Annotated in this window: 25 protein-coding genes and 1 pseudogene; 3 read left to right on the top strand and 23 right to left on the bottom strand. The window is 61.0% G+C overall.

Annotated elements, in window-relative coordinates:
* The 3 genes and pseudogenes from P7F28_RS20880 to P7F28_RS20870 all read left to right on the top strand — a co-directional run.
* Positions 1 to 380 (top strand): annotated as a pseudogene (locus P7F28_RS20880) (hypothetical protein); the annotation flags it as partial.
* 111 nt (positions 381 to 491) lie between these two features.
* Positions 492 to 833 carry an FKBP-type peptidyl-prolyl cis-trans isomerase gene (locus P7F28_RS20875; RefSeq protein ID WP_277186490.1) on the top strand — a complete coding sequence of 114 codons (342 nt, stop codon included), beginning with the start codon at positions 492 to 494 and terminating at the stop codon, positions 831 to 833.
* A 23-nt stretch (positions 834 to 856) separates the two neighbouring features.
* Positions 857 to 1,654 carry an AraC family transcriptional regulator gene (locus P7F28_RS20870; RefSeq protein WP_277186489.1) on the top strand — a complete coding sequence of 266 codons (798 nt, stop codon included), beginning with the start codon at positions 857 to 859 and terminating at the stop codon, positions 1,652 to 1,654.
* A 26-nt stretch (positions 1,655 to 1,680) separates the two neighbouring features.
* Here P7F28_RS20870 and purF read toward each other — a convergent pair whose 3' ends face one another.
* The 23 genes from purF to P7F28_RS20755 form a co-directional block, all read right to left on the bottom strand.
* On the bottom strand, positions 1,681 to 3,228 hold the full coding sequence (purF, locus tag P7F28_RS20865; RefSeq protein WP_277186488.1) for an amidophosphoribosyltransferase: 1,548 nt from the start codon (positions 3,226 to 3,228) through the stop codon (positions 1,681 to 1,683).
* Between the two features lie 147 nt (positions 3,229 to 3,375).
* On the bottom strand, positions 3,376 to 3,912 hold the full coding sequence (locus tag P7F28_RS20860) for a CvpA family protein (RefSeq protein WP_277186487.1): 537 nt from the start codon (positions 3,910 to 3,912) through the stop codon (positions 3,376 to 3,378).
* Between the two features lie 18 nt (positions 3,913 to 3,930).
* A complete protein-coding gene (locus P7F28_RS20855) occupies positions 3,931 to 4,737 on the bottom strand; it encodes an SPOR domain-containing protein (protein WP_277186486.1) in 807 nt (268 codons plus the stop codon).
* A 43-nt stretch (positions 4,738 to 4,780) separates the two neighbouring features.
* On the bottom strand, positions 4,781 to 6,091 hold the full coding sequence (gene folC, locus P7F28_RS20850) for a bifunctional tetrahydrofolate synthase/dihydrofolate synthase (RefSeq protein ID WP_277186485.1): 1,311 nt from the start codon (positions 6,089 to 6,091) through the stop codon (positions 4,781 to 4,783).
* Positions 6,092 to 6,169: 78 nt separating this feature from the next.
* Positions 6,170 to 7,042: an acetyl-CoA carboxylase, carboxyltransferase subunit beta gene (gene accD, locus P7F28_RS20845; RefSeq protein ID WP_277186484.1), complete on the bottom strand. Its 873-nt coding sequence runs from the start codon at positions 7,040 to 7,042 to the stop codon at positions 6,170 to 6,172.
* Positions 7,043 to 7,122: 80 nt separating this feature from the next.
* Positions 7,123 to 7,926, bottom strand: coding sequence for a tryptophan synthase subunit alpha (gene trpA, locus P7F28_RS20840; protein WP_277186483.1), 804 nt, complete (start codon positions 7,924 to 7,926; stop codon positions 7,123 to 7,125).
* Positions 7,927 to 7,987: 61 nt separating this feature from the next.
* Positions 7,988 to 8,815, bottom strand: a complete 828-nt coding sequence (locus tag P7F28_RS20835; protein WP_277186482.1) for a site-specific DNA-methyltransferase — start codon at positions 8,813 to 8,815, stop codon at positions 7,988 to 7,990.
* 10 nt (positions 8,816 to 8,825) lie between these two features.
* Positions 8,826 to 10,019, bottom strand: a complete 1,194-nt coding sequence (gene trpB / locus P7F28_RS20830; RefSeq protein ID WP_277186481.1) for a tryptophan synthase subunit beta — start codon at positions 10,017 to 10,019, stop codon at positions 8,826 to 8,828.
* Positions 10,020 to 10,068: 49 nt separating this feature from the next.
* Positions 10,069 to 10,737, bottom strand: coding sequence for a phosphoribosylanthranilate isomerase (locus P7F28_RS20825; RefSeq protein ID WP_277186480.1), 669 nt, complete (start codon positions 10,735 to 10,737; stop codon positions 10,069 to 10,071).
* On the bottom strand, positions 10,734 to 11,543 hold the full coding sequence (truA, locus tag P7F28_RS20820) for a tRNA pseudouridine(38-40) synthase TruA (protein WP_277186479.1): 810 nt from the start codon (positions 11,541 to 11,543) through the stop codon (positions 10,734 to 10,736). The genes P7F28_RS20825 and truA overlap by 4 nt, the downstream gene beginning before the upstream one ends.
* 1 nt (position 11,544) lies before the next feature.
* The gene (locus P7F28_RS20815; protein ID WP_277186478.1) at positions 11,545 to 13,437 is read right to left on the bottom strand and encodes a FimV/HubP family polar landmark protein; all 1,893 of its coding nucleotides are present in this window, start codon (positions 13,435 to 13,437) and stop codon (positions 11,545 to 11,547) included.
* A 146-nt stretch (positions 13,438 to 13,583) separates the two neighbouring features.
* A complete protein-coding gene (gene asd / locus P7F28_RS20810) occupies positions 13,584 to 14,705 on the bottom strand; it encodes an aspartate-semialdehyde dehydrogenase (RefSeq protein WP_277186477.1) in 1,122 nt (373 codons plus the stop codon).
* 81 nt (positions 14,706 to 14,786) lie between these two features.
* The gene (locus P7F28_RS20805) at positions 14,787 to 14,939 is read right to left on the bottom strand and encodes a hypothetical protein (RefSeq protein ID WP_277186476.1); all 153 of its coding nucleotides are present in this window, start codon (positions 14,937 to 14,939) and stop codon (positions 14,787 to 14,789) included.
* A gap of 146 nt (positions 14,940 to 15,085) precedes the next feature.
* Positions 15,086 to 16,153 carry a 3-isopropylmalate dehydrogenase gene (gene leuB, locus P7F28_RS20800; protein ID WP_277186475.1) on the bottom strand — a complete coding sequence of 356 codons (1,068 nt, stop codon included), beginning with the start codon at positions 16,151 to 16,153 and terminating at the stop codon, positions 15,086 to 15,088.
* 15 nt (positions 16,154 to 16,168) lie between these two features.
* Positions 16,169 to 16,819 (bottom strand): 3-isopropylmalate dehydratase small subunit, encoded by a 651-nt coding sequence (leuD, locus tag P7F28_RS20795; protein ID WP_277186474.1) that lies wholly within the window; start codon positions 16,817 to 16,819, stop codon positions 16,169 to 16,171.
* A 34-nt stretch (positions 16,820 to 16,853) separates the two neighbouring features.
* Positions 16,854 to 18,263, bottom strand: coding sequence for a 3-isopropylmalate dehydratase large subunit (gene leuC / locus P7F28_RS20790; RefSeq protein ID WP_277186473.1), 1,410 nt, complete (start codon positions 18,261 to 18,263; stop codon positions 16,854 to 16,856).
* Positions 18,264 to 18,621: 358 nt separating this feature from the next.
* Positions 18,622 to 19,923, bottom strand: coding sequence for a citrate synthase (gltA, locus tag P7F28_RS20785; RefSeq protein ID WP_277186472.1), 1,302 nt, complete (start codon positions 19,921 to 19,923; stop codon positions 18,622 to 18,624).
* 183 nt (positions 19,924 to 20,106) lie between these two features.
* Positions 20,107 to 20,388 carry a succinate dehydrogenase assembly factor 2 gene (locus P7F28_RS20780; RefSeq protein ID WP_277186471.1) on the bottom strand — a complete coding sequence of 94 codons (282 nt, stop codon included), beginning with the start codon at positions 20,386 to 20,388 and terminating at the stop codon, positions 20,107 to 20,109.
* 13 nt (positions 20,389 to 20,401) lie between these two features.
* A complete protein-coding gene (locus P7F28_RS20775; protein WP_008348693.1) occupies positions 20,402 to 21,103 on the bottom strand; it encodes a succinate dehydrogenase iron-sulfur subunit in 702 nt (233 codons plus the stop codon).
* 18 nt (positions 21,104 to 21,121) lie between these two features.
* A complete protein-coding gene (gene sdhA / locus P7F28_RS20770; protein ID WP_277186470.1) occupies positions 21,122 to 22,897 on the bottom strand; it encodes a succinate dehydrogenase flavoprotein subunit in 1,776 nt (591 codons plus the stop codon).
* Positions 22,898 to 22,902: 5 nt separating this feature from the next.
* Entirely contained in the window at positions 22,903 to 23,271 is a 369-nt protein-coding gene (gene sdhD / locus P7F28_RS20765; protein WP_277186469.1) for a succinate dehydrogenase, hydrophobic membrane anchor protein, read from the bottom strand.
* A gap of 4 nt (positions 23,272 to 23,275) precedes the next feature.
* Positions 23,276 to 23,686: a succinate dehydrogenase, cytochrome b556 subunit gene (gene sdhC / locus P7F28_RS20760; RefSeq protein WP_277186468.1), complete on the bottom strand. Its 411-nt coding sequence runs from the start codon at positions 23,684 to 23,686 to the stop codon at positions 23,276 to 23,278.
* Positions 23,687 to 23,851: 165 nt separating this feature from the next.
* Positions 23,852 to 24,640, bottom strand: coding sequence for a GntR family transcriptional regulator (locus tag P7F28_RS20755; protein WP_277186467.1), 789 nt, complete (start codon positions 24,638 to 24,640; stop codon positions 23,852 to 23,854).
* Positions 24,641 to 24,800 lie beyond the last annotated feature (160 nt).

Below are 24,800 nucleotides of genomic sequence, written 5' to 3'. Positions count from 1 at the left end.
TGGTGAATACGGGCGTGGTCGGGCTGGTTTTCATCAGCGGCGTGATGCTCTATCCCGCCTTCAAACTCGACTGGGATGCGCGCGGCATGGCCTTGCGCCAATGCTGCTTCGCCGTCTGGGCGATGATGATGATTTCCGTGCCCGAGTTCGGCTATCTCGCGCCGTGGACCTATGTGGTGATTGCCTACGTGCGGGTGCGGGCGCTGAAGGAAGCGCGATATACCGCACCCGAGCGCGTTTCCGACGAGCGCATCGAACCGAACTATATCGGCACTGAATTCGGATCGAGCGCGCCCTCGCTCAATACGCGCAAACGCCCTGCCATCGGTGCGCCATTCACGGGTAATCGCATTCAGGGCCCGGGCGGGCGTCATCTCTGAGCACGCACGGCATCGCCTCCTATCAAGCTCCGTTCTACAATGATGGTTTCGACCACCGGCCTGTGAAGCACGGTTTGCTTGCTTCGCGAGCCGGACAAACAAGGAGCAACCATGGCGATTGTCACGACCGATTCCGGCCTCAAGTACGAAGACATCACCGAAGGCAGCGGCGCTGAAGCCGTCGCCGGCAAGACGGTCAGCGTGCACTACACGGGCTGGCTCACCGACGGCCAGAAATTCGATTCGAGCAAGGACCGCAACGATCCGTTCGCCTTCGTGCTGGGCGGCGGCATGGTCATCAAGGGCTGGGACGAAGGCGTGCAAGGCATGAAGGTCGGCGGCGTACGCAAGCTGACCATTCCGCCGCAACTCGGCTACGGCGCGCGCGGCGCAGGCGGCGTGATTCCGCCGAACGCCACGCTCGTGTTCGAAGTGGAACTGCTGGACGTTTAAGCGCGTTCATTGCGTTTCAGTCGATGAGCGGTTTGATCCATCGCCCTTCCGTCTCGCTGCGCCGCTACCAGGCGGTGCAGGCGACGGACCTGCACGACTTCCATCAGATCGTGCTCGGCTTCGACGGCGCGATGGGCATGGCGGTGGACGGCCGCGAATCGAGTATCGACCGGCATCGCGCGTGGATCATTCCGGCGGGTGCAAGTCACGAGTATTGGGCTGAAGGTGAGAACCGGCAGCTCGTGCTCGATCTTCCGGCTTCATCGGTAGCGGTGCCGAAGCGGTTCTTCGAGCAGGCGCGCACGGTAGAACTTGATACGCAGATGACGCAACTCGTTGCGGATATCGCGATGCGTGCTCACATCGAAGACACCGCGTTGCCGGGGCGTTTCTCGTGGCAATCGGCCACGCGTCTGTGCAGCATTCTGATGGCCGATGCCGACCACGATCACGCGCTCGATCTTATGCGCGGGCTGGACTTCGCGCGTATCGACCGATGGCTGCGCGCGCATCTTTCCGAGCCGCTGCGTATCGCCGATCTCGCCGTGCATTGCGGCTTCGGCATGCGGCGGTTTCATCAGCTATTCAACGAGGCGTTCGGTGAGACGCCGCATCGCTATTTGCATCGCTTGCGGCTGGATATGTCGCTTGCGCTGCTTGCCGATCCGCGTGCGTCGTTATCGGATATCGCGCTGGATGTGGGCTTCGCGGATCAAAGCGCGTTCACGCATGCGTTCTCGAAGCGGTTCGGGGTATCGCCGGGACAGTGGCGCAATGGCATTGGCGTGGGCATGAAAAAGCCCGCTGAGCTTCGAGGCTGAGCGGGCTTTCTTGAAGCGATAAGGCGTTATTCGACCGACAGTTGCAAATGCAATTGCGAACGCGTCATGCCGCCTTCCAGCGCTTCACTCGCCGCATCGCGATCCGACTGCGATTGCGGCGCAAGACGCGCGGTCTCGATGCGATCGAGATAATCCGTCGTCACATCGCCGGTGATGTAGTTGCCGTCGAAGCACGATGCTTCGAACTCCTTCAGTTCCGGATTGATATCGCGAATGGCGTTTTTCAGGTCTTCGACATCCTGATAGACCAGATAATCCGCGCCGATCATGCGCGCGACTTCCTCGTCGCTGCGGCCATGCGCCACCAGTTCGCCACGCGTCGGCATATCGATGCCGTACACGTTCGGGAACTTCACCGGCGGCGCAGCGGAGGCGAAGATCACCTTGTTCGCGCCTGCATCGCGTGCCATCTGCACGATTTCATGCGATGTCGTGCCGCGCACGATGGAGTCATCGACGATCAGCACGTTTTTGCCCTTGAATTCGATCGCCATGGCGTTGAGCTTCTGGCGCACCGACTTCTTGCGCACCGCCTGGCCCGGCATGATAAACGTACGGCCTACGTAACGATTCTTGAAGAAGCCTTCGCGATATTCCACGCCCAGCTTTGCGGCTACTTGCATGGCGGCAGGACGCGAGGAATCGGGAATCGGCATCACCACGTCGATCTTCACGTCGGGCAACACGCGCTTGATCTTCTCGGCGAGATAGTCGCCCATGCGCAGACGCGCGTTGTAAACCGGCACGCCATCCAGACACGAATCCGGACGCGCGAGATACACGAGTTCGAAAATGCACGGATTCAGCGCGGGCTTTTCAGCGCACTGATGGCTGTGCAGATTGCCGTCGTTATCGATGAAGATAGCTTCGCCCGGCTCCACGTCACGCACGAATTCAAAGCCAATCCCTTCGATCGCCACCGACTCCGACGCCACGATCCATTCCACGCCCGTCGATGTTTCCAGCTTGCCGAGCACGAGCGGGCGAATGCCGAACGGATCGCGGAACGCGACCAGGCCGTGGCCCGAGATCAGCGAGACGATCGCATACGAACCCTTCACCCGGCGATGCACGCCCGACACTGCCTTCCACAGCGCGGCGTTATCGAGTTCGAGGCCGGAGCTGGCGAGCTGCAGTTCATGCGCGAAAACGTTGAGCAGGACTTCGGTATCGGACGCCGTATTCACATGACGACGATCGATGCGAAACATCTCGTCCTTCAACTGCATCCAGTTCGTCAGATTGCCGTTGTGCGCAAGGATGATGCCGAACGGCGCGTTCACGTAGAACGGCTGCGCTTCCTCTTCGCTCGATGCGGAACCTGCCGTCGGATAACGCACCTGACCGATGCCCACGTTGCCCGGCAGGCTGCGCATGTTGCGCGTGCGGAACACGTCGCGCACCATGCCGTTAGCTTTGTGCATGTGGAAGTTATTGCCATTCGCCGTAGCGATGCCCGCCGCATCCTGTCCGCGATGTTGCAGCAGAAGCAGGCTGTCATAGATCAGCTGATTGACGGGACTTTGGGAAACTACACCTACGATGCCGCACATGGCATGGTCCTTCAAAGAGTCGAAACGGGGGGCAAGGCGTTGCCGGCTTCGATGCGCCTTTCTCAAAATTCGGCCGCAAGCGGGCCGCCATTCCGTAGCGCCTAGCCGTGGCGCGTTCCTCGCGCTCCTCTCGTCGCCCGCTTATCGTTATTGTGCGGCGTTTCGCGGCGGGTCGCTCGGGACCTCGGGCGCAACATGCACATACGCGGCGAGCGCATCGGGGAGCAGGGGTTTCAAATCGCGAACGCCCTGCTCGACGGTTGGCCGTAGCAGTGCATCACGCCAAAATTCCTTTTGCGGCAATTCCGTCAGACCAGCCAAAGCGACGAGAATCACTACCAATATAGCGCCTCTCACGAGGCCAAACAGCAGACCGAGCGAGCGATCCAGACCGCGCAGACCGGTCACTTCGGTGACCCGCGTCAGCAGCGCCGACAGCACGCTCGACAGCAGCAACACCGCGCCGACCACCAGCATGAACGCCACCAGCCATTGCGTCAGCGCGCCGCCCGGCCACGTGGACGGGATATACGGTGCGACAAAGCCGACGAAACGCCCGCCGATCAGAATCGCCACCACCCAGCCGACCAGGCCGAACGCTTCGGCGACCAGCCCACGCCACATGCCGCGCAAGGCAGACAGGCCGATGACCGCCATCACGGCATAGTCGAACGCGGTGAACATCTATTACGCTCGTTCCGCTTAGTTCGTCGATCGCGTGCCGCCGCCGAGACCGGCCTGCCGCACTTTCACCAGCGCCGCCTGCGCCGCCGCGCGATCCGCAAACGGACCCGCGCGCAACAGCGACTTGGTCGATCCGTCCGCCAGCTTGCGATGTTCGAGATATGCGGGCACACCCGCGCCTTTCAACTTGTTCACCCAGTTCTGAGCGGCGGTTTCGTCGTCGAATTGACCGATTTGCAGGACGAAGCGGCTGCCAGCGGGGGCTGAGGCAGACGCGTTGGCTTGTGCTTGTTCAGTTGGCTGTGGCTTGGCGGCGGGTTTTGCCGGGGCTTCCGGTTTCGGTTCCGGTTTCGCGGCTTCCGGCTTGGCTTGCGCAACGGGCGCTTGAGCCTGTGCCTGCGGCTGAGCCTGAGTCACGCTGCCCGACGCAGCCGGAGCAGCCGATGCCGCCGGCGCGTCATGCGCCACGCCCGCTTGTGTATCGGCGTCGTTTGGCTCGCGCGCTTGCTTGGCAGCAGGCGCGGGGCGATTCGGGATATCGATGGAAATGTCATCGGTGACGGGCTTCGGACGCGAATCCAGCACCATCGGCAAGACGATGACGGCGGCCAGCACCAGCGCGATGGCGCCAACCAGTCTGCGGCGCGCACGCTGCTTTTCGGGCAGCGTGGGATCGAGCATCATCGCGTCGGCGTCGGTGCGCTCGCGGCTCTCCGTCCTGCGGGTGCGGCGTTCCGTGCGGACGGTATGGCGCGACCCGCGCGAGGAATCGGAGTAAGCGTCGCGACCGGAGTCGTCTTTCTTGCCGAACGAGAAAAGTCCCATGTATGGCTTGGTGCGTGAAACGCGGAGAGTTGAGCGCCGCGTCTCAGTGATGCTGCGATTTCCGGTAAGCCATGACACCAGCTACCGTATAGAAACTGCCAAAGACCAAAATTCTATCATTTTCAGAGGCGCGACTTAACGCATCTCGAAATGCTTCGGCGGGTGTGGCAAATTGTGAAACGCTGCTGTCGGCGGTGTCGTTGACACCGGCCTCGCGTAAAACCGCCTCCAGTTGCGCAGCCGATGCGGCGCGCGGCGTGGGCAGCGCAGTCACGTTCCAGTGATCCACCTCGCTTTTCAACTGCCGCACGACGCCGTCGATATCCTTATCGCTCATCGCGCCGAACACCGCGTAAGTGTACGGAAAATAGCCCATGTTGCCGAGATTTTGCGTCAAAACGGCGGCAGCGTGCGGGTTATGCGCAACATCAAGAATGATTTGCGGCTTGCCCGGCAGCACCTGGAAGCGCCCGGCCAGTTCGACATTCGCTAAACCAAGCCGGATATCCTGCGCCGACACCGGCAGCCGATCGCGCACCGATTCCAGCGCAGCCAGCGCCGCTGACGTATTGATAAGCTGATTCGCCCCGCGCAAGGCCGGATACGCCAGCGCCGAACGACGCTGCTCGCGCCCGATATAGCTCCATTGCTGGCGCTCGTTGCCCGGCTGCGCTTCGTAACGGAAATCGCGGCCGACCAGCCACAAATCCGCGCCAATCGCTTCCGCGTGGTCGATCAGCGTCTGCGGCGGCGAGGGATCGCCACAGATGGCGGGCTTCCCCGCGCGGAAAATGCCGGCTTTCTCGAAACCGATCTTCTCGCGCGTATCGCCCAGATAATCCGTATGGTCGATGTCGATGCTGGTGATCACCGCGCAGTCCGTATCGACGATATTGACGGCGTCCAGCCGCCCGCCGAGGCCGACTTCGAGCACCACCGCATCCAGCTTCCGCGATGCAAACAGGTGCAGGATCGCGAGCGTCGTGAACTCGAAATACGTCAGCGAGACCGGTTCGGGCAGACTAACGCGCGCTTTCTCCACCGCTTCGAAATGTTCGAGCAGATCGGCATCCGTCGCGTCCGCGCCATCGATCCGCGCGCGCTCGTTGAAATCGAGCAAATGCGGCGACGTGTGGCAGCCAACGCGATAACCCGCTTTCAGCAAAATGGTTTCGAGAATCGCGCAGGTCGAGCCTTTGCCGTTCGTGCCGCCGACTGTGATCACCGGGCAATCGAAATGCAGGCCGAGCGCATCCTTTACTTTGCCGATGCGCGTCAGACCCATATCGATACCGACCGGATGCGCCGCTTCCAGATGAGCGAGCCACGCGTCGAGTGTGGGGAAAGTGTTCATTTTCGAGATGCTCAAAACGAAAGCGCCGCGCGGAACCTCGCGGGGTTCACGCGCGGCGCGGCACTGCATAGAGGCCGATCAGGCGACGGCGTCAGCCGGTTGCCGTGTCATCAGCGCCATCAGCTGGGCGATTTCTGCGCGCAGGTTGCGTCGGTCGGTGATCATATCGACCGCGCCTTTCGTCAGCAGGAATTCCGCGCGCTGGAAACCTTCCGGCAGCTTTTCACGCACCGTCTGCTCGATCACACGCGGACCCGCGAAGCCGATCAGCGCCTTCGGTTCGGCGATCACGACATCGCCCAGAAACGCAAAGGAAGCCGACACGCCGCCCATGGTCGGATCGGTCAATACGGAAATGAACGGGAGCTTGGCGTCGGCCAACTTGGTCAGAAGCGCGGTGGTTTTTGCCATTTGCATCAGCGAAAGCAGGCTTTCCTGCATACGCGCGCCGCCCGATGCCGTGAAGCAGATAAACGGCACGTTCTGCTCGAGCGCGTTGCGTGCGCCGCGCGCAAAACGCTCACCAACGACCGAGCCCATCGAACCGCCCATGAACGAGAACTCGAAGCACGCGACCACGCACGGAATGGTGTGGATCGCGCCGCCCATCACGACCATGGCGTCGGTTTCGCCGGTATCGTCCATCGCTTCCTTGATGCGGTCCGGGTACTTGCGGCTGTCCTTGAATTTCAGCGCATCGACCGGAACGACTTCCTGGCCGATTTCATAGCGGCCTTCCGGATCGAGCAGACGATCCAGACGCTCGCGCGCGCCGATCCGCATGTGATGGCTGCACTTCGGGCAAACGTGCAGATTCGCCTCGACGTCGTTGCGATAGAGCACGGCTTCGCACGACGGACACTTCACCCACAGCCCCTCGGGAATGCCCTTGCGGCTTTTGGGATCGGTTTGTTTGATCTTGGGCGGCAACAATTTGTCGAGCCAGCTCATCGAATTTCCTTCAGTGATCGGGTTGCCGCGCGCTTTTATTTCGATATTTCTTCGATAAGCACGCGGCGACGAGTTGTACTTTACTTGCCGGCGTCCAGCGCCTGACGGATCTCGGCGATGAAGCTCGTCAGCGACGCAGCGGCGGTGGCCGGCGGCGCATCTTCCAGCAATTGCACGAGCCGGCTGCCGATAACGACGGCGTCCGCGACATCGGCCACGGCACGGGCGGTTTGCGCGTCCCGAATGCCGAAACCGACGCCGACCGGCAGCGGTACATGCGACTTGATGGCCGGGATTTTACTCGCGATGCTAGAAACGTCCAGATTTGCCGCGCCGGTCACGCCTTTAAGCGAGACGTAGTAGACATATCCGCTGGCGATTTTGCCGACTGCCGCGATGCGATCGGCGGTGGACGTGGGCGCGAGCAGGAAGATCGGATCGATATCGGCGGCGCGCATGGCCTGACCGAAGCTTTCGGCTTCTTCGGGCGGGTAATCGACCACCAGCACGCCATCCACGCCCGCTTCCTTCGCGGCTTTCGCGAAGGCGTCCGCGCCCATGCGTTCGATCGGATTGGCGTAGCCCATCAGCACGACGGGGGTTTTATCGTCGGTTTCGCGGAATTTGGCGACATCGGCGAGCACGCTTTTCAGCGATACACCGCGAGCCAGCGCGCGTTCCGATGAGCGTTGGATCACGGGACCGTCGGCCATCGGATCGGAAAACGGCACGCCGAGTTCGATCACATCTGCACCGCCTTTGGCCAGCGCGTGCATGAATTCGACGGTTTGCTCCGGATTCGGGTCGCCTGCCGTGATAAACGGAATCAGCCCTTTTTTGCCCTGCGCGGACAGCGCTTCAAATACGTTCTTGATACGGGACATGAGAATTCTCTTCGTTAGCGCCGACGCGATCGTGTACGCATCTGACGCGATCAGCGACGATTCAGACGGCTTCTACAATCCAAGGCGCGTGCATGGGGCGAACTTCCGCGATCCGCCGATGCGCGATTTCGCAATATTCGGCGTTGATCTCGTGGCCGGTGAATTCGCGCCCATGACGCGCACATGCCACCGCCGTCGTGCCGCTGCCCATGAAAGGATCGAGCACACGACCGCCAGGCGGGCAACTCGCCAGCACCATGCGCTCGACAATTTCCAAAGGCTTTTGCGTCGGATGATCGACCCGTTCCGCGTGCTGCCGATGCAACCGCGACACCGACCACACATCTTTCGGGTTGTAGCCCATCTCCAGCCACTTGCTGCCTTCGAAAATCTTGCGCGAGCGCGCCTTCTTCGTCACTGCGTCATAGGGAATGCGCACCGGATCGAGATCGAAGTAGTAATCCTTCGATACTGCGAAATAGCCGATGTTGTCGTGCACTGACGAATATTTCCGCGTCGTTCCGCCCATGCTCGGCACGCGCCGGTCCCAGACGATCTCATTGATCATCATCATCCGGCGCTTCAGGAACACGAACAGCTCGGGCGAGTATTGCCACGTGCAGAAGATATACAGCGAGCCGCTTTTCTTGAGCTTCGGGATCGCCAGATCCAGCCAGCGGTACGTCCACTCCAGAAACGCGTCGCCCGACAGCATGTCCGAGTCGTTCCCGTAGTTTTTGCCCAATCCATAAGGCGGATCGGCGACGATCAGATCGATCGACGCATCGGGAATGTTCGCGGCATCGGTCAGGAAATCGCGGTTGCGGATATCGCTGCCAGCGCTCTGGAGAGCGCCGACAGACAACGGCTCGTCGATGACGGTGCGCATCTTTTATTGTTTAGAACTGGATGCCGGAGCGTTCAGCGACAGTGTGCATATCCTTGTCGCCTCGGCCCGAAAGATTGACGAGCAGCACCTTGTCACGCGGCAGCGTCTTGGCGAGCTTCGCGCCATACGCCAGTGCGTGACTCGATTCGAGCGCCGGAATAATGCCTTCGATACGGCAGCAGTCGTGGAACGCCTTAAGCGCTTCCTCATCCGTGATGCCGACGTACTCCGCGCGACCCGCGTCCTTCAACCACGCGTGCTCCGGACCGACACCCGGATAGTCCAGCCCCGCCGAAACCGAATGCGTCTCGATGATCTGCCCGTTATCGTCCTGAAGCAGATACGTGCGGTTGCCGTGGAGCACGCCCGGACTACCGCCCATCAACGATGCCGCGTGACGGCCGGTTTCGATACCATCGCCCGCTGCTTCCACGCCGATCAGCCGAATACCTTTATCCTCTATATACGGATAAAAGATGCCCATCGCATTCGATCCACCGCCAACACACGCGATCACCGCATCCGGCTGACGACCGGTCATTTCAGGCATTTGCACGCGGCATTCGTCGCCAATCACGCGCTGGAAGTCGCGCACCATCATCGGATAAGGATGCGGGCCGGCCACCGTACCGATGATGTAGAACGTGTTTTCCACGTTCGTGACCCAGTCGCGCATGGCTTCGTTGAGCGCGTCCTTCAGCGTCTTCGAGCCGGATTCGACCGGCACGACCGTCGCGCCAAGCAGCTTCATGCGATAAACGTTCGCCGCCTGCCGCTTCACGTCCTCCGAACCCATATAGACGACGCATTCCATGCCGAAACGCGCCGCGATCGTCGCCGTTGCCACGCCGTGCTGGCCCGCGCCGGTTTCCGCGATCACGCGCGGCTTACCCATCTTGCGTGCGAGCAGCGCCTGGCCGATCACATTGTTGACCTTGTGCGCGCCGGTGTGATTCAGGTCTTCACGCTTCAGATAAAGCTGCGCGCCGCCGAGCATTTCGCTCCAGCGCTTGGCGTGATAAATAGGCGACGGACGGCCGACGTAATGCTTCAGCTCGTAGTCGTATTCGGCTTGAAACTCGGGGTCCTGGCGAGCCGTATCGTAGGCAATACGGAGTTCGTCAAGTGCATGGATCAGCGTTTCGGAGACGAACACGCCGCCATATTGGCCGAAATGGCCTCTTTCGTCGGGTAAATTGTACATTGCGTCACTCTCTCGGTCTGCGCGGACAGACAAGGCGTCCGCGCCAGATTCATTCCGCGTCCGCGGCGCGCACTGCGCGCACGAACGCCGCCATTCGGGCGTGATCCTTCACGCCCTTGACGCCCGGCACTTCGATGCCGCTGGAGACATCGACCGCGTACGGGCGCACGCGCCGGATGGCTTCACTGACGTTTTGCGTGTTTAACCCACCACTCAAAACGGCCCGATGCCCGAGATCTGTTGGGATAAGTGACCAATCGAATACCTTTCCACCGCCGCCGAAGCCCTCGACGAGTGCATCAAGCAAAATGCCGTGCGCGGCTGCATAGTTAAGTGATGATTCTAGCAAATCACTTGCTGTTGCATCAGGCCCAACACGCACCGCGCGCCAATAGGGCAAACCCGAAATACGGCTGAGTTCGGCGCATTGTTCGGGCGTTTCGTCGCCGTGGAACTGCAAAAGCGAAAGCGGCACGTTCGATGTGACTTCCTCGATCCACTCAGGCGTCGCGTTCACGAACAGCCCGACCGCCGTGACCAGCGGCGGCACGTGACGCGCCAATTCGACCGCCTGCGACACGCTCACCGAGCGCGGACTCGGCGGATAGAACACGAAACCGACGGCATCCGCACCGAGCGCGACGGCGTGCTGCACGTCCTCCGCGCGCGACAGGCCACACAGCTTGATTCGGGTGCGATGGAGATCTTGATCGTTCATGAGGTTGAGGAATCGGCCCAGACGGCGCTCCACGGCATGCTGGCGACATGCGCGGGCGGCACCGCGAAGTGTTCAGGGTAGCCCACTTCCGCCAGATACAGACCGTCGGGCATAAAGGTCGGCGCGGCGGCGCGACGGTCGCGGGCGGCGAGCACATCGGCCATCCACGATGCCGGGTGACGGCCTCGCCCGATGGCGACGAAGCATCCCATCAGATTGCGCACCATATGATGCAGAAACGCGTTGGCGCGGAAACGGAAGTGGACGAAGTCGCCCTGCTGGCGGACATCGACCTGATAGACGTGTTTGACGGGCGTTTTCGACTGGCAATCGGCGGCGCGGAACGAGGAAAAGTCGTGTTCACCGAGCAAACACGCTGCCGAATCGCGCATGGCGGCGACGTCCAACGGCGTGTGCACCCAGCCCGCGCGTTTCGACAACATGGGTGAACGCACCGGATTGACGTACAGCACGTAATAGTAAGTGCGCTCGAAGGCGGCGAAACGCGCGTGGAAGTCGTCGGGCATCGGCTTGGCCCACTGCACGGCGACCGTTTCGGGCAAGAACGCGTTGGTGCCGCGTACCCAGGAGAAGTCGGTGCGGTCGAGGTCGGTATCGAAATGGACGACTTGGCCCAGGCCATGCACGCCCGTGTCCGTGCGCCCCGCGACCACCGTTTGCAAGCGCGTCTGCGCGAATTCCGCAAGCGCGCGTTCCAGCTCGTCCTGCACCGTCTTGCCGTGCGGCTGGGATTGCCAGCCGCAAAACGCCGAACCGTCGTACTGAATGCCTAACGCGATGCGCATATCAGGAATGCGGGGCCAGCGTCGAAAGCAGCGTGGCGGCGCGCTGGCGCGTAGCCGGATCGTTCGATGCAATCACTTCCTGAAGCAGCGTGCGCGCGCCCGGAAGATCGCCCAGTTCGATGTATTCGCCCGCCAGTTCCAGCTTGTTGCGCGCGATGGCGGCCAGTTGCGAGTGGGTCATCGGCGGAAGCGGTTCGGTGTGGCTGCGCGGCAGACGGGAATCGAAGTCGAGGCTCAGCGGCGCGAATTGCGTAGCGCCAAGTCCGGCGACGGCACCCGCGCCCGCCGTGCCTGCTTCGATCTGCGGCGCCACCGATTCATTGCCGACATACGGTGAACGCGGCGCTTCATCGTCGATGGATGGCGCGCGTTCCAGCGGGGCCTTCGCCACCGGTTGCGCATCGGCAAGCGTCGGCGCAGCCGATTCCGCGCCGTGGTTCGATGTCACCTGACCGTTCGGCAGATTCAGCGTCAACTCCATGCGCGGCGGCAGGCCGAATTCGAGCGAATCGAGCGCCTGAATGGCTTCCTGCGGAAACTTGGGCATCGGGAAACGATGCGCGGGCGACGCTTCATCCTCGGCATCCGGCTCACGCGAAGCCTGCTGCTCAGCCGCCTGCGCCTGACGCAGTTCCGCCTCACGCGCGATGATCTCGCGCGCCGCCGCTTCACGTGCTTCTTCAGCGTGTTTTTCCTCTTCGACTGCTTGCTTGGCTTCGGCATCGAGCAATTGCCGTTCGCGCGCGTGCAGATCGCGGGCAAGGGCTTCGCGCGCGGCACGCTCGCGTTCGCGGTTTTCGCGCTCCTCGGCTTCCTGCGCGGCGGCCTGGCGAGCGGCGGCTTCGCGCTCTTCGGTTTCCCACTTGCGTGCTTCGCGTTCGGCGGAATCGTCCCTGGTTGGCGCTTCGTGCGGCGGCGGCACGAAGGCCGCGTGCGGCGCAGCAGGCGTCGCCGGTACGAACGGCGTGGCTTCGGGCGCTTTCGGCGTGTCTTCTTCCGTCGGCGTCGCGAAGCTTTGGGCGGCATCGTAGCTTTCCATGCTTCCGGCGACGGCGTTCAACTCGGAATCATCATTGCGCGGGACGGACTTGGTTTCGAGGATCGCGGCTTCGTCTGACTGCGACTCGCGTTGCTTCTGCTGACGCACCGCTTCGTTGCGGGCGGCGGCGGCGGCTTGAGCTTCTTCGAGGGTGGCGAAGGTTCGCGGGGCGTGCGCATCGTCGTCTGCAGTGGCGGCCCGACGCGCTTTTGCCCGCGCTTTCTTGCCGCTGCTTCGCTTCCACAGAAACGCCAGCACGATCAACACGAGCGCAACGACGCCGATCAATGCGGGATTCATCCCGCCAGCGGCGCGAGGTTCGGGCACAGGAGTCGGCGCAGCGGGCGCTTCGACGGCAGTCGAAGCAGGTTCAACCGTGGGCGCGGACGCCGGTTCAGGCTGCACACTCGACGCTGCCGTTTCGCCCGTCGATGCCGGTAACGCCGCCTGCGCAGGTTCGGAAGCAAGCGTGGGTGCAGTGTCCGGTGTAGAAGCAGCAGCAGGAGCAGCCGCCTCGACCGCCGACGCGCCGCCCGCATCCATCGACGGTACGTTCAATACCGCACCTAATTTGAGCTTGTTGATATCGTGGCCACCGAACGCATTCGGATTGGCATCGAATAATGCGCGGGCCATCTTCGCGCGCACGTCCTTGTCTTTCGAACCGGTCAATTCACCGGCGACGTCGTTGAGCGACTGTCCCGGTTTCACCGCATAGGTCTGCGCCGTAGCAGCGCTGGCCTGGGCAAATACATCGCCCGGGATCGCCCAACACATCGCGCATAACGCAACACTCGACGCGACCAGCACCGCGCGCGATGACGAGAGGAAGGACCGGACGGGTCGTTGAATCATTGAAGCTCCAAAGGCGCAACGAAAATTGATACGAAGGCGGCGACCGATTCTATCGATTCAGCCGGAAACGTGGCCGCAAACAAAAAAGCGCCGCAGGAAGCGCGGCGCTTTCGCTCTGGCACCCGCTTCCAGGCGCGTAGTTTACTTTACTTGTCGAGCAGAATGCGAAGCATACGGCGCAACGGCTCAGCCGCGCCCCACAACAATTGGTCACCGACCGTAAAGGCCGACAGATATTCACCGCCCATTGCCAGCTTGCGCAGACGGCCGACCGGCACCGACAGCGTGCCCGTGACCTTGGCAGGCGAAAGATCGCGCATGGACGCTTCGCGCTCGTTCGGCACGACTTTCACCCAATCGTTGCCCGAAGCGAGGATGCTGTTCACTTCGTCCAGCGGCACATCGCGGGTCAGCTTGATGGTCAGCGCCTGCGAGTGGCAGCGCATTGCGCCAATGCGTACGCACAGACCGTCCACCGGCACCGAACCCGGCTGGCCCATCGCGGGCTTACCGAGAATCTTGTTGGTTTCCGCGCCGCCCTTCCACTCTTCCTTCGACATCCCGTTGCCGAGATCCTTGTCGATCCACGGAATCAGCGAGCCGGCCAGCGGCACGCCGAAATGTTCGGTCGGCATGGCGTCGCTGTTCATGGTGGAGAGCACCTTGCGGTCGATGTCCAGGATGGCCGACGACGGGTTCGCCAGATCGCTCTCCACGGCTGCGTTCAGCGCGCCCATCTGCGACAGCAGTTCACGCATGTTCTGCGCGCCCGCGCCCGATGCGGCCTGATACGTCATGGCCGTGATCCAATCGACGAGACCTTCGCGGAACAGGCCGCCCAGCGCCATCAGCATCAGACTGACCGTGCAGTTGCCGCCGATGAAATCGCGCCCGCCCTTGACCAGCGAATCCTTGATGACGTTCAGATTGACCGGATCGAGAATGATGACCGCGTCGTCCTTCATGCGCAGCGCCGAGGCCGCGTCGATCCAGTAGCCCTTCCAACCCGCCGCGCGCAGCTTCGGATACACCTCGTTGGTGTAATCGCCGCCCTGACACGTGATGATGGCGTCGCACTTTTTCAGGTCGTCAATGCTTGTCGCATCTTTGAGCTTTGTCTCGTTTTTGGCGAACGACGGCGCGTTGCCGCCCGCATTGCTGGTGCTGAAAAACATCGGTTCGATCAGATCGAAATCGCCTTCCTGCTGCATGCGCTGCATCAGGACGCTGCCGACCATGCCGCGCCAACCAACGAGACCTACGTTCATGACTCACCCTTCAAATGGACGCTTCCCCGCATCTTTACCCGGCGTGGCCGCGCGGGGAAGACGCTCGGACACGAGGGACGATCAGCGAATCGTGATCGCTTTGATGGAGATTTTCGTAATGCGCGTCGTAATCGTGGCGATTGCCACGATTTGCGTGCCGATGGCGAGTTCCGACGAGCGGGCTTTTGAGCCGCCGCTGATGGAATCCAAAGAGAATTGAGAGTTCTTCGCCATGATTTTTGCAGTCTACACGAAACTTCGGGATTTTCGTCAGCCCGATAAGGCGAACGTATGAATTTCGTGCAGATCTTGCGGGAACATCGGTAAAAACGGTTGATCGGCCGCGAATTGTTGCGTGCGGCCGATCATCTTTCGCGCGATTACAGCGCCTTCAGCACCGCGTCGCCCATTTCCTTCGTGCCGACGATCTTGCCGTCCGGCGTCGCGATATCGCCCGTGCGATAACCCTGCTCCAGCACCTTCTTCACCGCGCTTTCAATGCGATCCGCCTGCTCGGTCTTGCCGAGCGAGTAACGCAGCATCATCGCGGCGGAGAGGATGGTCGCAAGCGGATTGGCCACGCCCTTGCCGGCGATATCCGGCGCGGAGCCGTGCGACGGCTCATACAAACCCTTGTTGGCTTTATCGAGCGAAGCCGAAGGCAACATGCCGATGGAACCGGTCAGCATCGCGGCTTCGTCCGAGAGAATGTCGCCGAACATGTTGCCGGTCACGACCACGTCGAACGCCTTGGGCGCTTTGACGAGCTGCATCGCCGCGTTATCCACGTACATATGCGATAGTTCGACGTCCGCATATTCCTTCGATACGTCGATCATCACATCGCGCCAGAACTGCGACGTTTCCAGCACGTTCGCTTTGTCCACGCTGGTCAGCTTTTTCTGACGCTTCTGCGCCGCCTGAAACGCCACATGCGCGATACGGCGCACTTCGGGCTCCGAATAACGCATGGTGTCGAAGCCTTCCTGCGCGCCCTCGAACAGACCGTCGGGCGAAGGACGCACGCCGCGCGGCTGGCCGAAGTAGATATCGCCATTCAATTCGCGCACGATCAGGATATCCAGCCCCGACACGATCTCCGCCTTGAGCGACGATGCGCCCGTCAGTTGCGGATAGCAGATCGCGGGACGGAAGTTGGCGAACAATTGCAAATGCTTGCGCAAACCCAAAATGGCCTGCTCGGGACGCAGCGCGCGTTCGAGCTTGTCGTACTTCCAGTCGCCTACTGCGCCGAACAGAATGGCATCGGCTTCCTTCGCCAGCTTGAGCGTCGATTCCGGCAGCGGATGGCCTTGCGCTTCGTAACCGGCGCCGCCGACCGGCGCTTCTTCCAGCTCGAACTTTTCGCCGAGCGCGTTCAGCACCTTGACCGCTTCGGCCGTGATTTCCGGACCGATCCCGTCGCCGGGGAGGACTGCAATTTTCATCTGGATTCCTTTCTTTTATCCGATCACGCGATTGTTCAACCACGGCTGCTTCGTCAGACGTTCCGCTTCGAACTGCTTGATTTTGTCGGCGTGACGCAGCGTGAGGCCGATATCGTCGAAACCGTTAAGCAGACAGTACTTGCGGAAACCGGGCACATCGAACGGATATTCGGTGCCGTCGCCGGTGCGCACGACTTGCGCTTCGAGATCGATCGTCAGCTTGAAGCCGACGAACGCGTTGGTCTCGTTGATGAGCTTATCGACTTGCTGTTCCGTCAGCACGACCGGCAGCAGACCGTTCTTGAAGCAGTTGTTATAGAAAATGTCCGCGAAACTCGGCGCGATGATCGCGCGAAAGCCGTATTGATCCAGCGCCCACGGCGCATGCTCACGCGAACTGCCGCAACCGAAATTCTTGCGCGTCAACAGAATCGATGCGCCCTGATAACGCGGCTGATTCAGCACGAAATCCGGATTCAGCGGGCGCTTGCTGTTGTCCTGACCGGGCTGGCCGACATCGAGATAACGCCATTCGTCGAACGCGTTGGGGCCGAAACCGGTGCGTTTGATTGACTTCAGAAACTGCTTCGGGATGATCGCGTCCGTATCCACATTTTCGCGATCGAGCGGCACGACGAGGCCGCTATGTACAGTGAACTTTTCCATGATATTCCTCAGTATTCCGAACGCTCAGTGTCGATCAGGCGAGCTTGCGCACATCGACGAAATGGCCTTCGATGGCCGCAGCCGCAGCCATCGCCGGACTGACGAGGTGCGTGCGGCCGCCCGCGCCCTGACGCCCTTCGAAATTGCGATTCGACGTCGAAGCGCAGCGCTCGCCCGGATCGAGACGATCGGCGTTCATCGCGAGGCACATGGAGCAGCCCGGCTCGCGCCACTCGAAACCGGCATCGGTAAAGACCTTGTCGAGGCCTTCGCGTTCGGCCTGCGCCTTCACCAGACCCGAACCCGGCACGACCATCGCCAGCTTGATATTCGATGCCACGCGCTTGCCCAGCGACTTCACCACATACGCCGCCGCCCGCAAGTCTTCGATACGCGCATTCGTACACGAGCCGATAAAAATCTTGTCCGGCTTGATGGACTCGATCGGCGCGTTCGGTTGCAGCGCCATGTACTTGAGCGCGCGCTCGATCGCATCGCGCTTGACTGGGTCCTTCTCTTTATCGGGATCGGGCACGCGGCCATCGATCGACGTGACCATTTCCGGCGACGTGCCCCACGTGACTTGCGGCACGATTTCAGCCGCATTCAGTTCGACCACGCGATCGAACTGCGCGCCATCGTCCGATTTGAACTGACGCCAGTACTCGACCGCCTGATTCCACTCGACGCCCTGCGGCGAATACGGGCGATCCTTCAGGTAATTGATGGTGGTGTCATCGACCGCGACCATGCCGGCGCGCGCACCCGCTTCGATCGCCATATTGCAGACGGTCATGCGGCCTTCCATGGTCAGAGCGCGGATGGTCGAGCCGCCGAATTCCATCGCGTAACCCGTGCCGCCCGCCGTCCCGATCTTGCCGATGATCGCCAGCACGATGTCCTTCGCCGTGCAGCCACGCGGCAACTGCCCTTCGACCTTGATGAGCATGTTCTTGCTCTTCTTCTGCAAGAGCGTTTGCGTGGCGAGCACGTGCTCCACTTCCGACGTACCGATGCCATGCGCCAGCGCGCCGAACGCACCATGCGTGGACGTATGCGAGTCGCCGCAGACGATGGTCATACCCGGCAGCGTTGCGCCCTGCTCCGGCCCGATGATATGCACGATGCCCTGACGCAGATCGTTCATCTTGAACTGCGTGATGCCGAAGCTATCGCAATTGGCGTCGAGCGTATCGACTTGCAGCTTCGAGACAGGGTCCGCGATGCCATGCGAGCGGTCGGTCGTTGGCACGTTATGGTCCGACACAGCCAGATTCGCGCTGATGCGCCACACCGGGCGATCCGCCATCTTCAGGCCTTCGAACGCCTGCGGGCTGGTCACTTCATGCAGCAGGTGACGGTCGATATAGAGGATCGAGGTGCCGTCCTCTTCGGTGTGGATGACATGTGTGTTCCACAGCTTGTCGTAGAGAGTCTGGGACATGATGAGCGCTTTCGTAGTGACTGCGGGGGAATGTTCGTTTTACGGCTTGTGGGTTGATTATGCCACCTTAAGTTTGCGCGCGGGTACTAGGATGATGGAAAAACCTAGTAAAAACATGGGGTTATGGTGGTGGTTGCAGTACCTGAATGAGGAGTACCAGCTTCGACAGCATTTTGCAATCTACCGCCTGAGCTTTTTTATTAGACGCACTCGAAGGCTGTTTGGCAAATCCGGACAGGACCGGAACCCTGAATCGATCGGCTTATTGGTCTTGGTTGCTTGATTCAGAGGCCAACAACGAAAAAAGCCCCGGCAATCAACCCGCCGGGGCTTTCCACACCTAACCTGCTAAAAAACCTTACCGCTTAGCCACCGGCTTCGCCTCACGCGGCGACTGACCGATGAACAACTGACGCGGACGGCCAATCTTCTGTTCAGGATCGGCAATCATCTCGTTCCACTGAGCGATCCAGCCCACCGTACGCGCCATCGCGAAGATACACGTGAACATCGACGTCGGGATGCCCAGCGCGCGCTGCACGATGCCCGAGTAGAAATCGACGTTCGGGTACAGCTTGCGCGACACGAAGTATTCGTCTTCCAGCGCGATCTTTTCCAGTTCCATCGCGAGCTTGAAGAGCGGGTCGTCGTGCAGGCCGAGTTCGTTCAGCACTTCGTAGCACGTTTCGCGCATCAGCTTGGCGCGCGGGTCGTAGTTCTTGTAGACGCGGTGACCGAAGCCCATCAGCTTCACGCCCGAGTTCTTGTCCTTAACTTGCTTGATGAACTCAGGAATATTGTCGACCGAGCCGATTTCTTCCAGCATGTTCAGCGCGGCTTCGTTCGCGCCGCCGTGCGCCGGGCCCCACAGACACGCGATACCAGCCGCGATACAGGCAAACGGATTCGCACCCGACGAACCCGCCAGACGTACCGTGGACGTCGAAGCGTTCTGCTCGTGGTCCGCGTGCAAAATCAGAATACGGTCGAGCGCGCGCACCAGCACGTCGTTGACCTTGTACTCTTCGCACGGGTTCGAGAACATCATGTACATGAAGTTCGCGCTGTACGACAGTTCATTCTTCGGATAAACGAACGGCTGACCGATGCTGAACTTGTACGCCATGGCCACCAGCGTCGGCAGCTTGGCGATCATGCGGATGGCCGACACTTCGCGGTGACGCGGGTCGTTGATATTCAGCGAGTCGTGATAGAACGCCGACAGCGCGCCGACTGCTGCCGTCAGCACGGCCATCGGGTGCGCGTCGCGACGGAAGCCGCGGAAGAAGAAGTGCATCTGTTCGTGCACCATCGTGTGACGCGTGACCGTATCGACGAATTCCTTGGTCTGCGCTTCGTTCGGCAGTTCGCCTTTCAGCAGCAGATAGCAGGTTTCGAGGAAGTCGGCGTTCACAGCCAACTGCTCGATCGGGTAACCGCGATACAGCAGTTCGCCCTTGTCACCGTCGATATAGGTGATCGCGGAGTTACACGAGGCCGTCGACATGAAGCCCGGGTCATACGTGAACTTGCCGGTCTGACCGTACAACTTGCGGATGTCGATCACGTCCGGGCCCATCGTGCCCTTGTAGATCGGCATTTCGACGCTCGGCGAATTGTCGCTGAACGATAGCGTGGCTTTAACATCTGACGGGGTCATAGCACATCCTCAATCGAAGTATGGATACAGGTTTTCGATAATTTGCTCGACGGCAAGCTGCGCGGCAAAAACGTGTCCTGTCGGCCGGCGGTCTCGATCCGGCCTTGTTGTAGCGGCCGGTCCGTCGTGGAAAACCCGGGCGGATCGGCCTATTTTGCAAAACTCCGCGTGATCCTGCAGAACTCACACGTTGCGCAGCATTTGCAGCAGGCGATGCACGTCCGGCGTGGCGAGATCGCCTTCCGGCTCGGTGCGCGCGAGCAGCAGGTCCATCAGTTCGTTGTCGCTCAGTTCCAGCAGACGGGTCAGGGCTGCCACGTCCGCGTCACTGAGGTCTTGCTCGTATCGGCTGAAAAAACGCTCGAAAATCAGATCGTTTTCCAGCAGGCCGCGCCGTGCGCGCCAGCGAAGGCGCGCGCGGCGAAGCGGGTCGGACTGATGCGAGTCGTGATTGGTGTCGCCCATTGCAGCGTCCATCTCAGACAGCGCGGCGAACCATCAATTCCTTGATCTTGCCGATCGCCTTGGTCGGGTTGAGGCCCTTCGGGCACACGTCGACGCAATTCATGATCGTATGGCAACGGAACAGACGATACGGGTCTTCCAGATTGTCCAGACGCTCGCCGGTCGCCTCATCGCGGCTGTCCGCGATAAAACGATAGGCTTGCAGCAGGCCCGCCGGACCGACGAACTTGTCCGGATTCCACCAGAAGCTCGGGCACGACGTCGAGCAGCTCGCGCACAGAATGCACTCGTACAAGCCGTCGAGTTCGTCACGTTCCACCGGCGACTGAAGACGTTCCTTCTCCGGCGGCGGCGTTTCGTTGATCAGGTACGGCTTGATCGAGTGATACTGGTTGAAGAACTGCGTCATATCGACGATCAGATCGCGCACGACCGGCAGACCCGGCAGCGGACGCAGCACAATCTTGTTCGGCAGCTCGTTCAGGTTCGTCAGGCACGCGAGGCCGTTCTTGCCATTGATGTTCATCGCGTCCGAACCGCATACGCCTTCGCGGCACGAGCGACGGAACGACAGCGTTTCATCGACTTCCTTCAGCTTGACGAGCGCGTCGAGCAGCATGCGTTCATGCGTCAGGTCGAGTTCGTACGACTGCATGCGGGGCGCTGCGTCCTTGTCCGGGTCGTAGCGATAGACTTCGAAGATTCTCTTTGCCATTTCGATATTCCTTGTGCCTTAGAAGGTACGCGCCTTCGGCGGCACCGATTCAACCGTCAGCGGCTTCATTTGCACCGGCTTGTAGTCGAGGCGATCGCCTTCGCTGAACCACAGCGTATGGCGCATCCATTCCGCGTCGTTGCGGTCCGGGAAGTCGCTCTGCGCATGCGCGCCGCGGCTTTCCTTGCGCGCTTCGGCCGACACCATGGTCGCGCGGGCGACTTCGGTAAGGTTGGCCAGTTCCAGCGCTTCCACCTTGGCGGTGTTGAACACCTTCGACTTGTCCTTCAGATGCACGTGCTTGGCGCGCTCAGCCAGTTCCGCGATCTTGCCGACGCCCTCTTCCAGCAGCTTCGACGTACGGAACACGCCGGCGTGTGCCTGCATGGCCGCGCGGATGTCATTGGCGACGTTCTGCGTGTATTCGCCCGACGTGGATTTCTCCAGCACCGCGAGACGTTCCAGCGCGAAGTCGGCGGCATCGGCCGGCAGCGGCTTGTGCTCTTTCAGTTCCTTCGCATGCTTGATGATGTGGTTGCCGGCCGCACGGCCGAACACCACGAGGTCGAGCAGCGAGTTCGTGCCGAGACGGTTTGCACCGTGCACCGACACGCACGAGCATTCGCCTACGGCATAGAAACCGTTGACCGGATCGTTGTAACCCTTCGCCGTGCCGACCACCTGGCCGTGCATGTTCGTCGGGATACCGCCCATCTGATAGTGGATGGTCGGCACGACCGGAATCGGCTCTTTAATACAGTCCACATTGGCGAACTTCAGCGCGATTTCGCGGATCGACGGCAGACGCTTCATGATCGTCTCCGCGCCGATGTGCGACAGGTCCAGCAAAACGTGATCCTTGTTCGGACCCACGCCGCGGCCTTCCTTGATTTCCTGGTCCATCGAACGCGAAACGAAGTCGCGCGGCGCAAGGTCCTTCAGCGTCGGCGCATAGCGCTCCATGAAGCGGTCGCCGTTGGAGTTACGCAGAATGCCGCCTTCGCCGCGCACGCCTTCGGTAATCAGCACGCCCGCGCCGGCCACGCCGGTCGGGTGGAACTGCCAGAACTCCATGTCCTGCAGCGCAATGCCCGAGCGCGCCGCCATGCCCAGACCATCGCCCGTGTTGATGAACGCATTCGTCGATGCCGCGAAGATCCGGCCCGCGCCGCCCGTGGCGAACAGCGTGGTCTTGCCTTCGAGGATATAGACGTCGCCGGTTTCCATTTCCAGCGCGGTCACGCCGAGCACATCGCCGTCGGCGTCGCGGATCAGATCCAGCGCCATCCATTCGACGAAGAAGTGCGTCTTGGCGGCGACGTTCTGCTGATACAGCGTGTGCAAGAGCGCGTGGCCGGTACGGTCGGCGGCAGCGCAGGCGCGCTGAACCGGCTTCTCACCGTAGTTGGCCGTGTGGCCGCCGAACGGACGCTGATAAATGGTGCCGTCAGGATTACGGTCGAACGGCATGCCCATGTGTTCGAGTTCGTAGACGGCGTTCGGCGCTTCACGGCACATGAATTCGATCGCGTCCTGGTCGCCGAGCCAGTCGGAACCCTTGATCGTGTCGTAGAAGTGATAGTGCCAGTTGTCTTCACTCATATTGCCGAGCGATGCGCCGATACCGCCTTGCGCCGCGACCGTGTGCGAACGCGTCGGGAACACCTTCGACAGCACCGCGACGGACAGGCCCGCACGCGCGAGCTGCAGCGATGCGCGCATGCCCGATCCGCCAGCGCCGACGATAACCACGTCGAAACGGCGACGCGGCAGGGAAGTCTTGATTGCAGCCATGTTCTTTAAACTCTCCAGAGAATCTGTGCAGCGTAGCCGGCGCATCCGACGAGCCAGAGGATGGTCAATACCTGAAGCAGCAGGCGAACGCCCATCGGCTTCACGTAGTCCATCCAGATGTCGCGAATGCCGACCCACGCGTGATAGAAGAGCGAGAGCAGGGCGACAAAGGTGGCGAGCTTCATCCACTGGGTCGCGAAGATGCCCGCCCAGCCTTCGTAGGAGAAGTTGTGCGCGGCGAAGAACCAGAACAGAAGCACGAGCGTGTACACGGCCATCACGACAGCGGTGATGCGCTGGCCGAGCCAGTCTTTCAGGCCGTAGTGCGCGCCGACAACATGACGCTTCGGGCCGACTTTATTGTGGGTTGCCATGTTTTTAGAACACTCCGAAAAGCTTGAGGGCCATCGCGAGCGTCAGCAACAGCGAGACGACCAGCACGATGAGAGCGGTCTGCTTGCCGCCTTCCTTGTTCACTGCGACGTGCGTATCGAGCAAAAGGAAACGGATGCCCGCGCAGAAGTGATGCAGATACGCCCACGACAGCACGAGCGTAATGATCTTGACGATGGGGTTGGCCAGGAAGCCTTTGAATGCGTCGAAACTAATTTCCGACGTGAGACTCTGATCGAGCAGATACAGAATGAACGGCAGCGAGACGAACAGCAGCAAGCCGCTGATGCGATGCAGGATGGAGACCTTCCCTGCTAGCGGCAAGCGATACTTCGCGAGTTGACCGATCCCGATGTTCCGGTACTCGGGCCTTGGTTTTTTTACGGCTTCAGCCATGCTAGACCCCAACTTGTTATTACACTAATCCGCGATTTTAGCGCCTTTTTATTTCGCGCTGCAGCGAAAAGCCGCAGAACACTCTATTGTTTCTTTCGCGAAAATGGCGTACGTGCGTGCGAAGTGGCTCATCCAGCCTTTGTTCGCGCCGCGATCATGATTCGTTCAACTCAAGTCATTCTGATAGTAGTAGCCGGTGGTCACATACCAGCCCCGCCGCACTTCCACCGGACGATCGCCGTACGTGTACGACACACGCTCCACCGAAAGCAATGGAAAGCCTTGCGCGACATCAAGCGATTGCGCAACGCTTTCGTCCGCTGCGACCGCGCGAATCTTTTCTGTCGCGCGGATCATGCGTGTGCCGAACTCGGTTTCGAACATCGCGTAGAGCGGGCCTTTGTAATCGCCCAATCTTTCTGCCGTGAGTCCGCGAAATACCGCGCCGGGCAACCAGATTTCGTCGAGCACCGTGGTCACGCCATCAAACTGCAATAAACGCTTGATAAGAACGACGGGGTCGGCAGGTTTGAGATCGAGTTGCCGCGCGATTTCGGCGGGCGCGCGCAGCCGCTTGCATTCGAGCAGCTTGCTGATGTGCGGATGGGCGTCGCCGTCGTCGGGCAACAGGCGCAGGAAACGGAACTGCACGCGGTCTTCGCTGTGCGTGGCGACGAAGGTGCCTTTGCCCTGACGGCGCACGAGCAGATTGTCGGCCGCGAGTTCGTCGATGGCCTTGCGCACCGTGCCCTGACTCACCTTGTAGCGCGCGGCCAGTTCGACCTCGCTCGGAATGATTTCGCCGGGCTTCCATTCGCCGGATTCGAGGCCCTGCGTGATGAGCGCCTTGATCTGCTGATACAGCGGGCTGAACGTCGGCGACGGCGCGCCCGCGGACTCAGCCGCAGGGGCGCTGCCGTTGGGTGTCGTCGTGCTCGCCGGGTTGGAATTCATGCCGCGCATTTCAACACAAAGGCCTGTCGTGGTCCAGAGTTTTCCCGAAGATTCCTATGTCTTATATAAGACATAAGATAGTATTGACTTTGACTCGGAGCGCTCCTACACTCGCTGTCGAGCAAGGGTTTGCGGGTCATCGCACGACCGGCCGGAGCGT

The organism is Caballeronia sp. BR00000012568055 (assembly GCF_029439455.1).
In the GTDB taxonomy this organism is placed as follows: domain Bacteria; phylum Pseudomonadota; class Gammaproteobacteria; order Burkholderiales; family Burkholderiaceae; genus Caballeronia.
This window is presented reverse-complemented; position numbering and strand designations above follow the sequence as displayed.

What these genes read in the sequence shown, in the direction of transcription:
- P7F28_RS20875 (WP_277186490.1), top strand. Translation starts at nt 492, where the DNA reads ATGGCGATTGTCACGACCGATTCCGGCCTCAAGTACGAAGACATCACC.
- P7F28_RS20870 (WP_277186489.1), top strand. Translation starts at nt 857, where the DNA reads ATGAGCGGTTTGATCCATCGCCCTTCCGTCTCGCTGCGCCGCTACCAG.
- purF (WP_277186488.1), bottom strand. Translation starts at nt 3,228, where the DNA reads ATGTGCGGCATCGTAGGTGTAGTTTCCCAAAGTCCCGTCAATCAGCTG.
- P7F28_RS20860 (WP_277186487.1), bottom strand. Translation starts at nt 3,912, where the DNA reads ATGTTCACCGCGTTCGACTATGCCGTGATGGCGGTCATCGGCCTGTCT.
- P7F28_RS20855 (WP_277186486.1), bottom strand. Translation starts at nt 4,737, where the DNA reads ATGGGACTTTTCTCGTTCGGCAAGAAAGACGACTCCGGTCGCGACGCT.
- folC (WP_277186485.1), bottom strand. Translation starts at nt 6,091, where the DNA reads ATGAACACTTTCCCCACACTCGACGCGTGGCTCGCTCATCTGGAAGCG.
- accD (WP_277186484.1), bottom strand. Translation starts at nt 7,042, where the DNA reads ATGAGCTGGCTCGACAAATTGTTGCCGCCCAAGATCAAACAAACCGAT.
- trpA (WP_277186483.1), bottom strand. Translation starts at nt 7,926, where the DNA reads ATGTCCCGTATCAAGAACGTATTTGAAGCGCTGTCCGCGCAGGGCAAA.
- P7F28_RS20835 (WP_277186482.1), bottom strand. Translation starts at nt 8,815, where the DNA reads ATGCGCACCGTCATCGACGAGCCGTTGTCTGTCGGCGCTCTCCAGAGC.
- trpB (WP_277186481.1), bottom strand. Translation starts at nt 10,019, where the DNA reads ATGTACAATTTACCCGACGAAAGAGGCCATTTCGGCCAATATGGCGGC.
- P7F28_RS20825 (WP_277186480.1), bottom strand. Translation starts at nt 10,737, where the DNA reads ATGAACGATCAAGATCTCCATCGCACCCGAATCAAGCTGTGTGGCCTG.
- truA (WP_277186479.1), bottom strand. Translation starts at nt 11,543, where the DNA reads ATGCGCATCGCGTTAGGCATTCAGTACGACGGTTCGGCGTTTTGCGGC.
- P7F28_RS20815 (WP_277186478.1), bottom strand. Translation starts at nt 13,437, where the DNA reads ATGATTCAACGACCCGTCCGGTCCTTCCTCTCGTCATCGCGCGCGGTG.
- asd (WP_277186477.1), bottom strand. Translation starts at nt 14,705, where the DNA reads ATGAACGTAGGTCTCGTTGGTTGGCGCGGCATGGTCGGCAGCGTCCTG.
- P7F28_RS20805 (WP_277186476.1), bottom strand. Translation starts at nt 14,939, where the DNA reads ATGGCGAAGAACTCTCAATTCTCTTTGGATTCCATCAGCGGCGGCTCA.
- leuB (WP_277186475.1), bottom strand. Translation starts at nt 16,153, where the DNA reads ATGAAAATTGCAGTCCTCCCCGGCGACGGGATCGGTCCGGAAATCACG.
- leuD (WP_277186474.1), bottom strand. Translation starts at nt 16,819, where the DNA reads ATGGAAAAGTTCACTGTACATAGCGGCCTCGTCGTGCCGCTCGATCGC.
- leuC (WP_277186473.1), bottom strand. Translation starts at nt 18,263, where the DNA reads ATGTCCCAGACTCTCTACGACAAGCTGTGGAACACACATGTCATCCAC.
- gltA (WP_277186472.1), bottom strand. Translation starts at nt 19,923, where the DNA reads ATGACCCCGTCAGATGTTAAAGCCACGCTATCGTTCAGCGACAATTCG.
- P7F28_RS20780 (WP_277186471.1), bottom strand. Translation starts at nt 20,388, where the DNA reads ATGGGCGACACCAATCACGACTCGCATCAGTCCGACCCGCTTCGCCGC.
- P7F28_RS20775 (WP_008348693.1), bottom strand. Translation starts at nt 21,103, where the DNA reads ATGGCAAAGAGAATCTTCGAAGTCTATCGCTACGACCCGGACAAGGAC.
- sdhA (WP_277186470.1), bottom strand. Translation starts at nt 22,897, where the DNA reads ATGGCTGCAATCAAGACTTCCCTGCCGCGTCGCCGTTTCGACGTGGTT.
- sdhD (WP_277186469.1), bottom strand. Translation starts at nt 23,271, where the DNA reads ATGGCAACCCACAATAAAGTCGGCCCGAAGCGTCATGTTGTCGGCGCG.
- sdhC (WP_277186468.1), bottom strand. Translation starts at nt 23,686, where the DNA reads ATGGCTGAAGCCGTAAAAAAACCAAGGCCCGAGTACCGGAACATCGGG.
- P7F28_RS20755 (WP_277186467.1), bottom strand. Translation starts at nt 24,640, where the DNA reads ATGAATTCCAACCCGGCGAGCACGACGACACCCAACGGCAGCGCCCCT.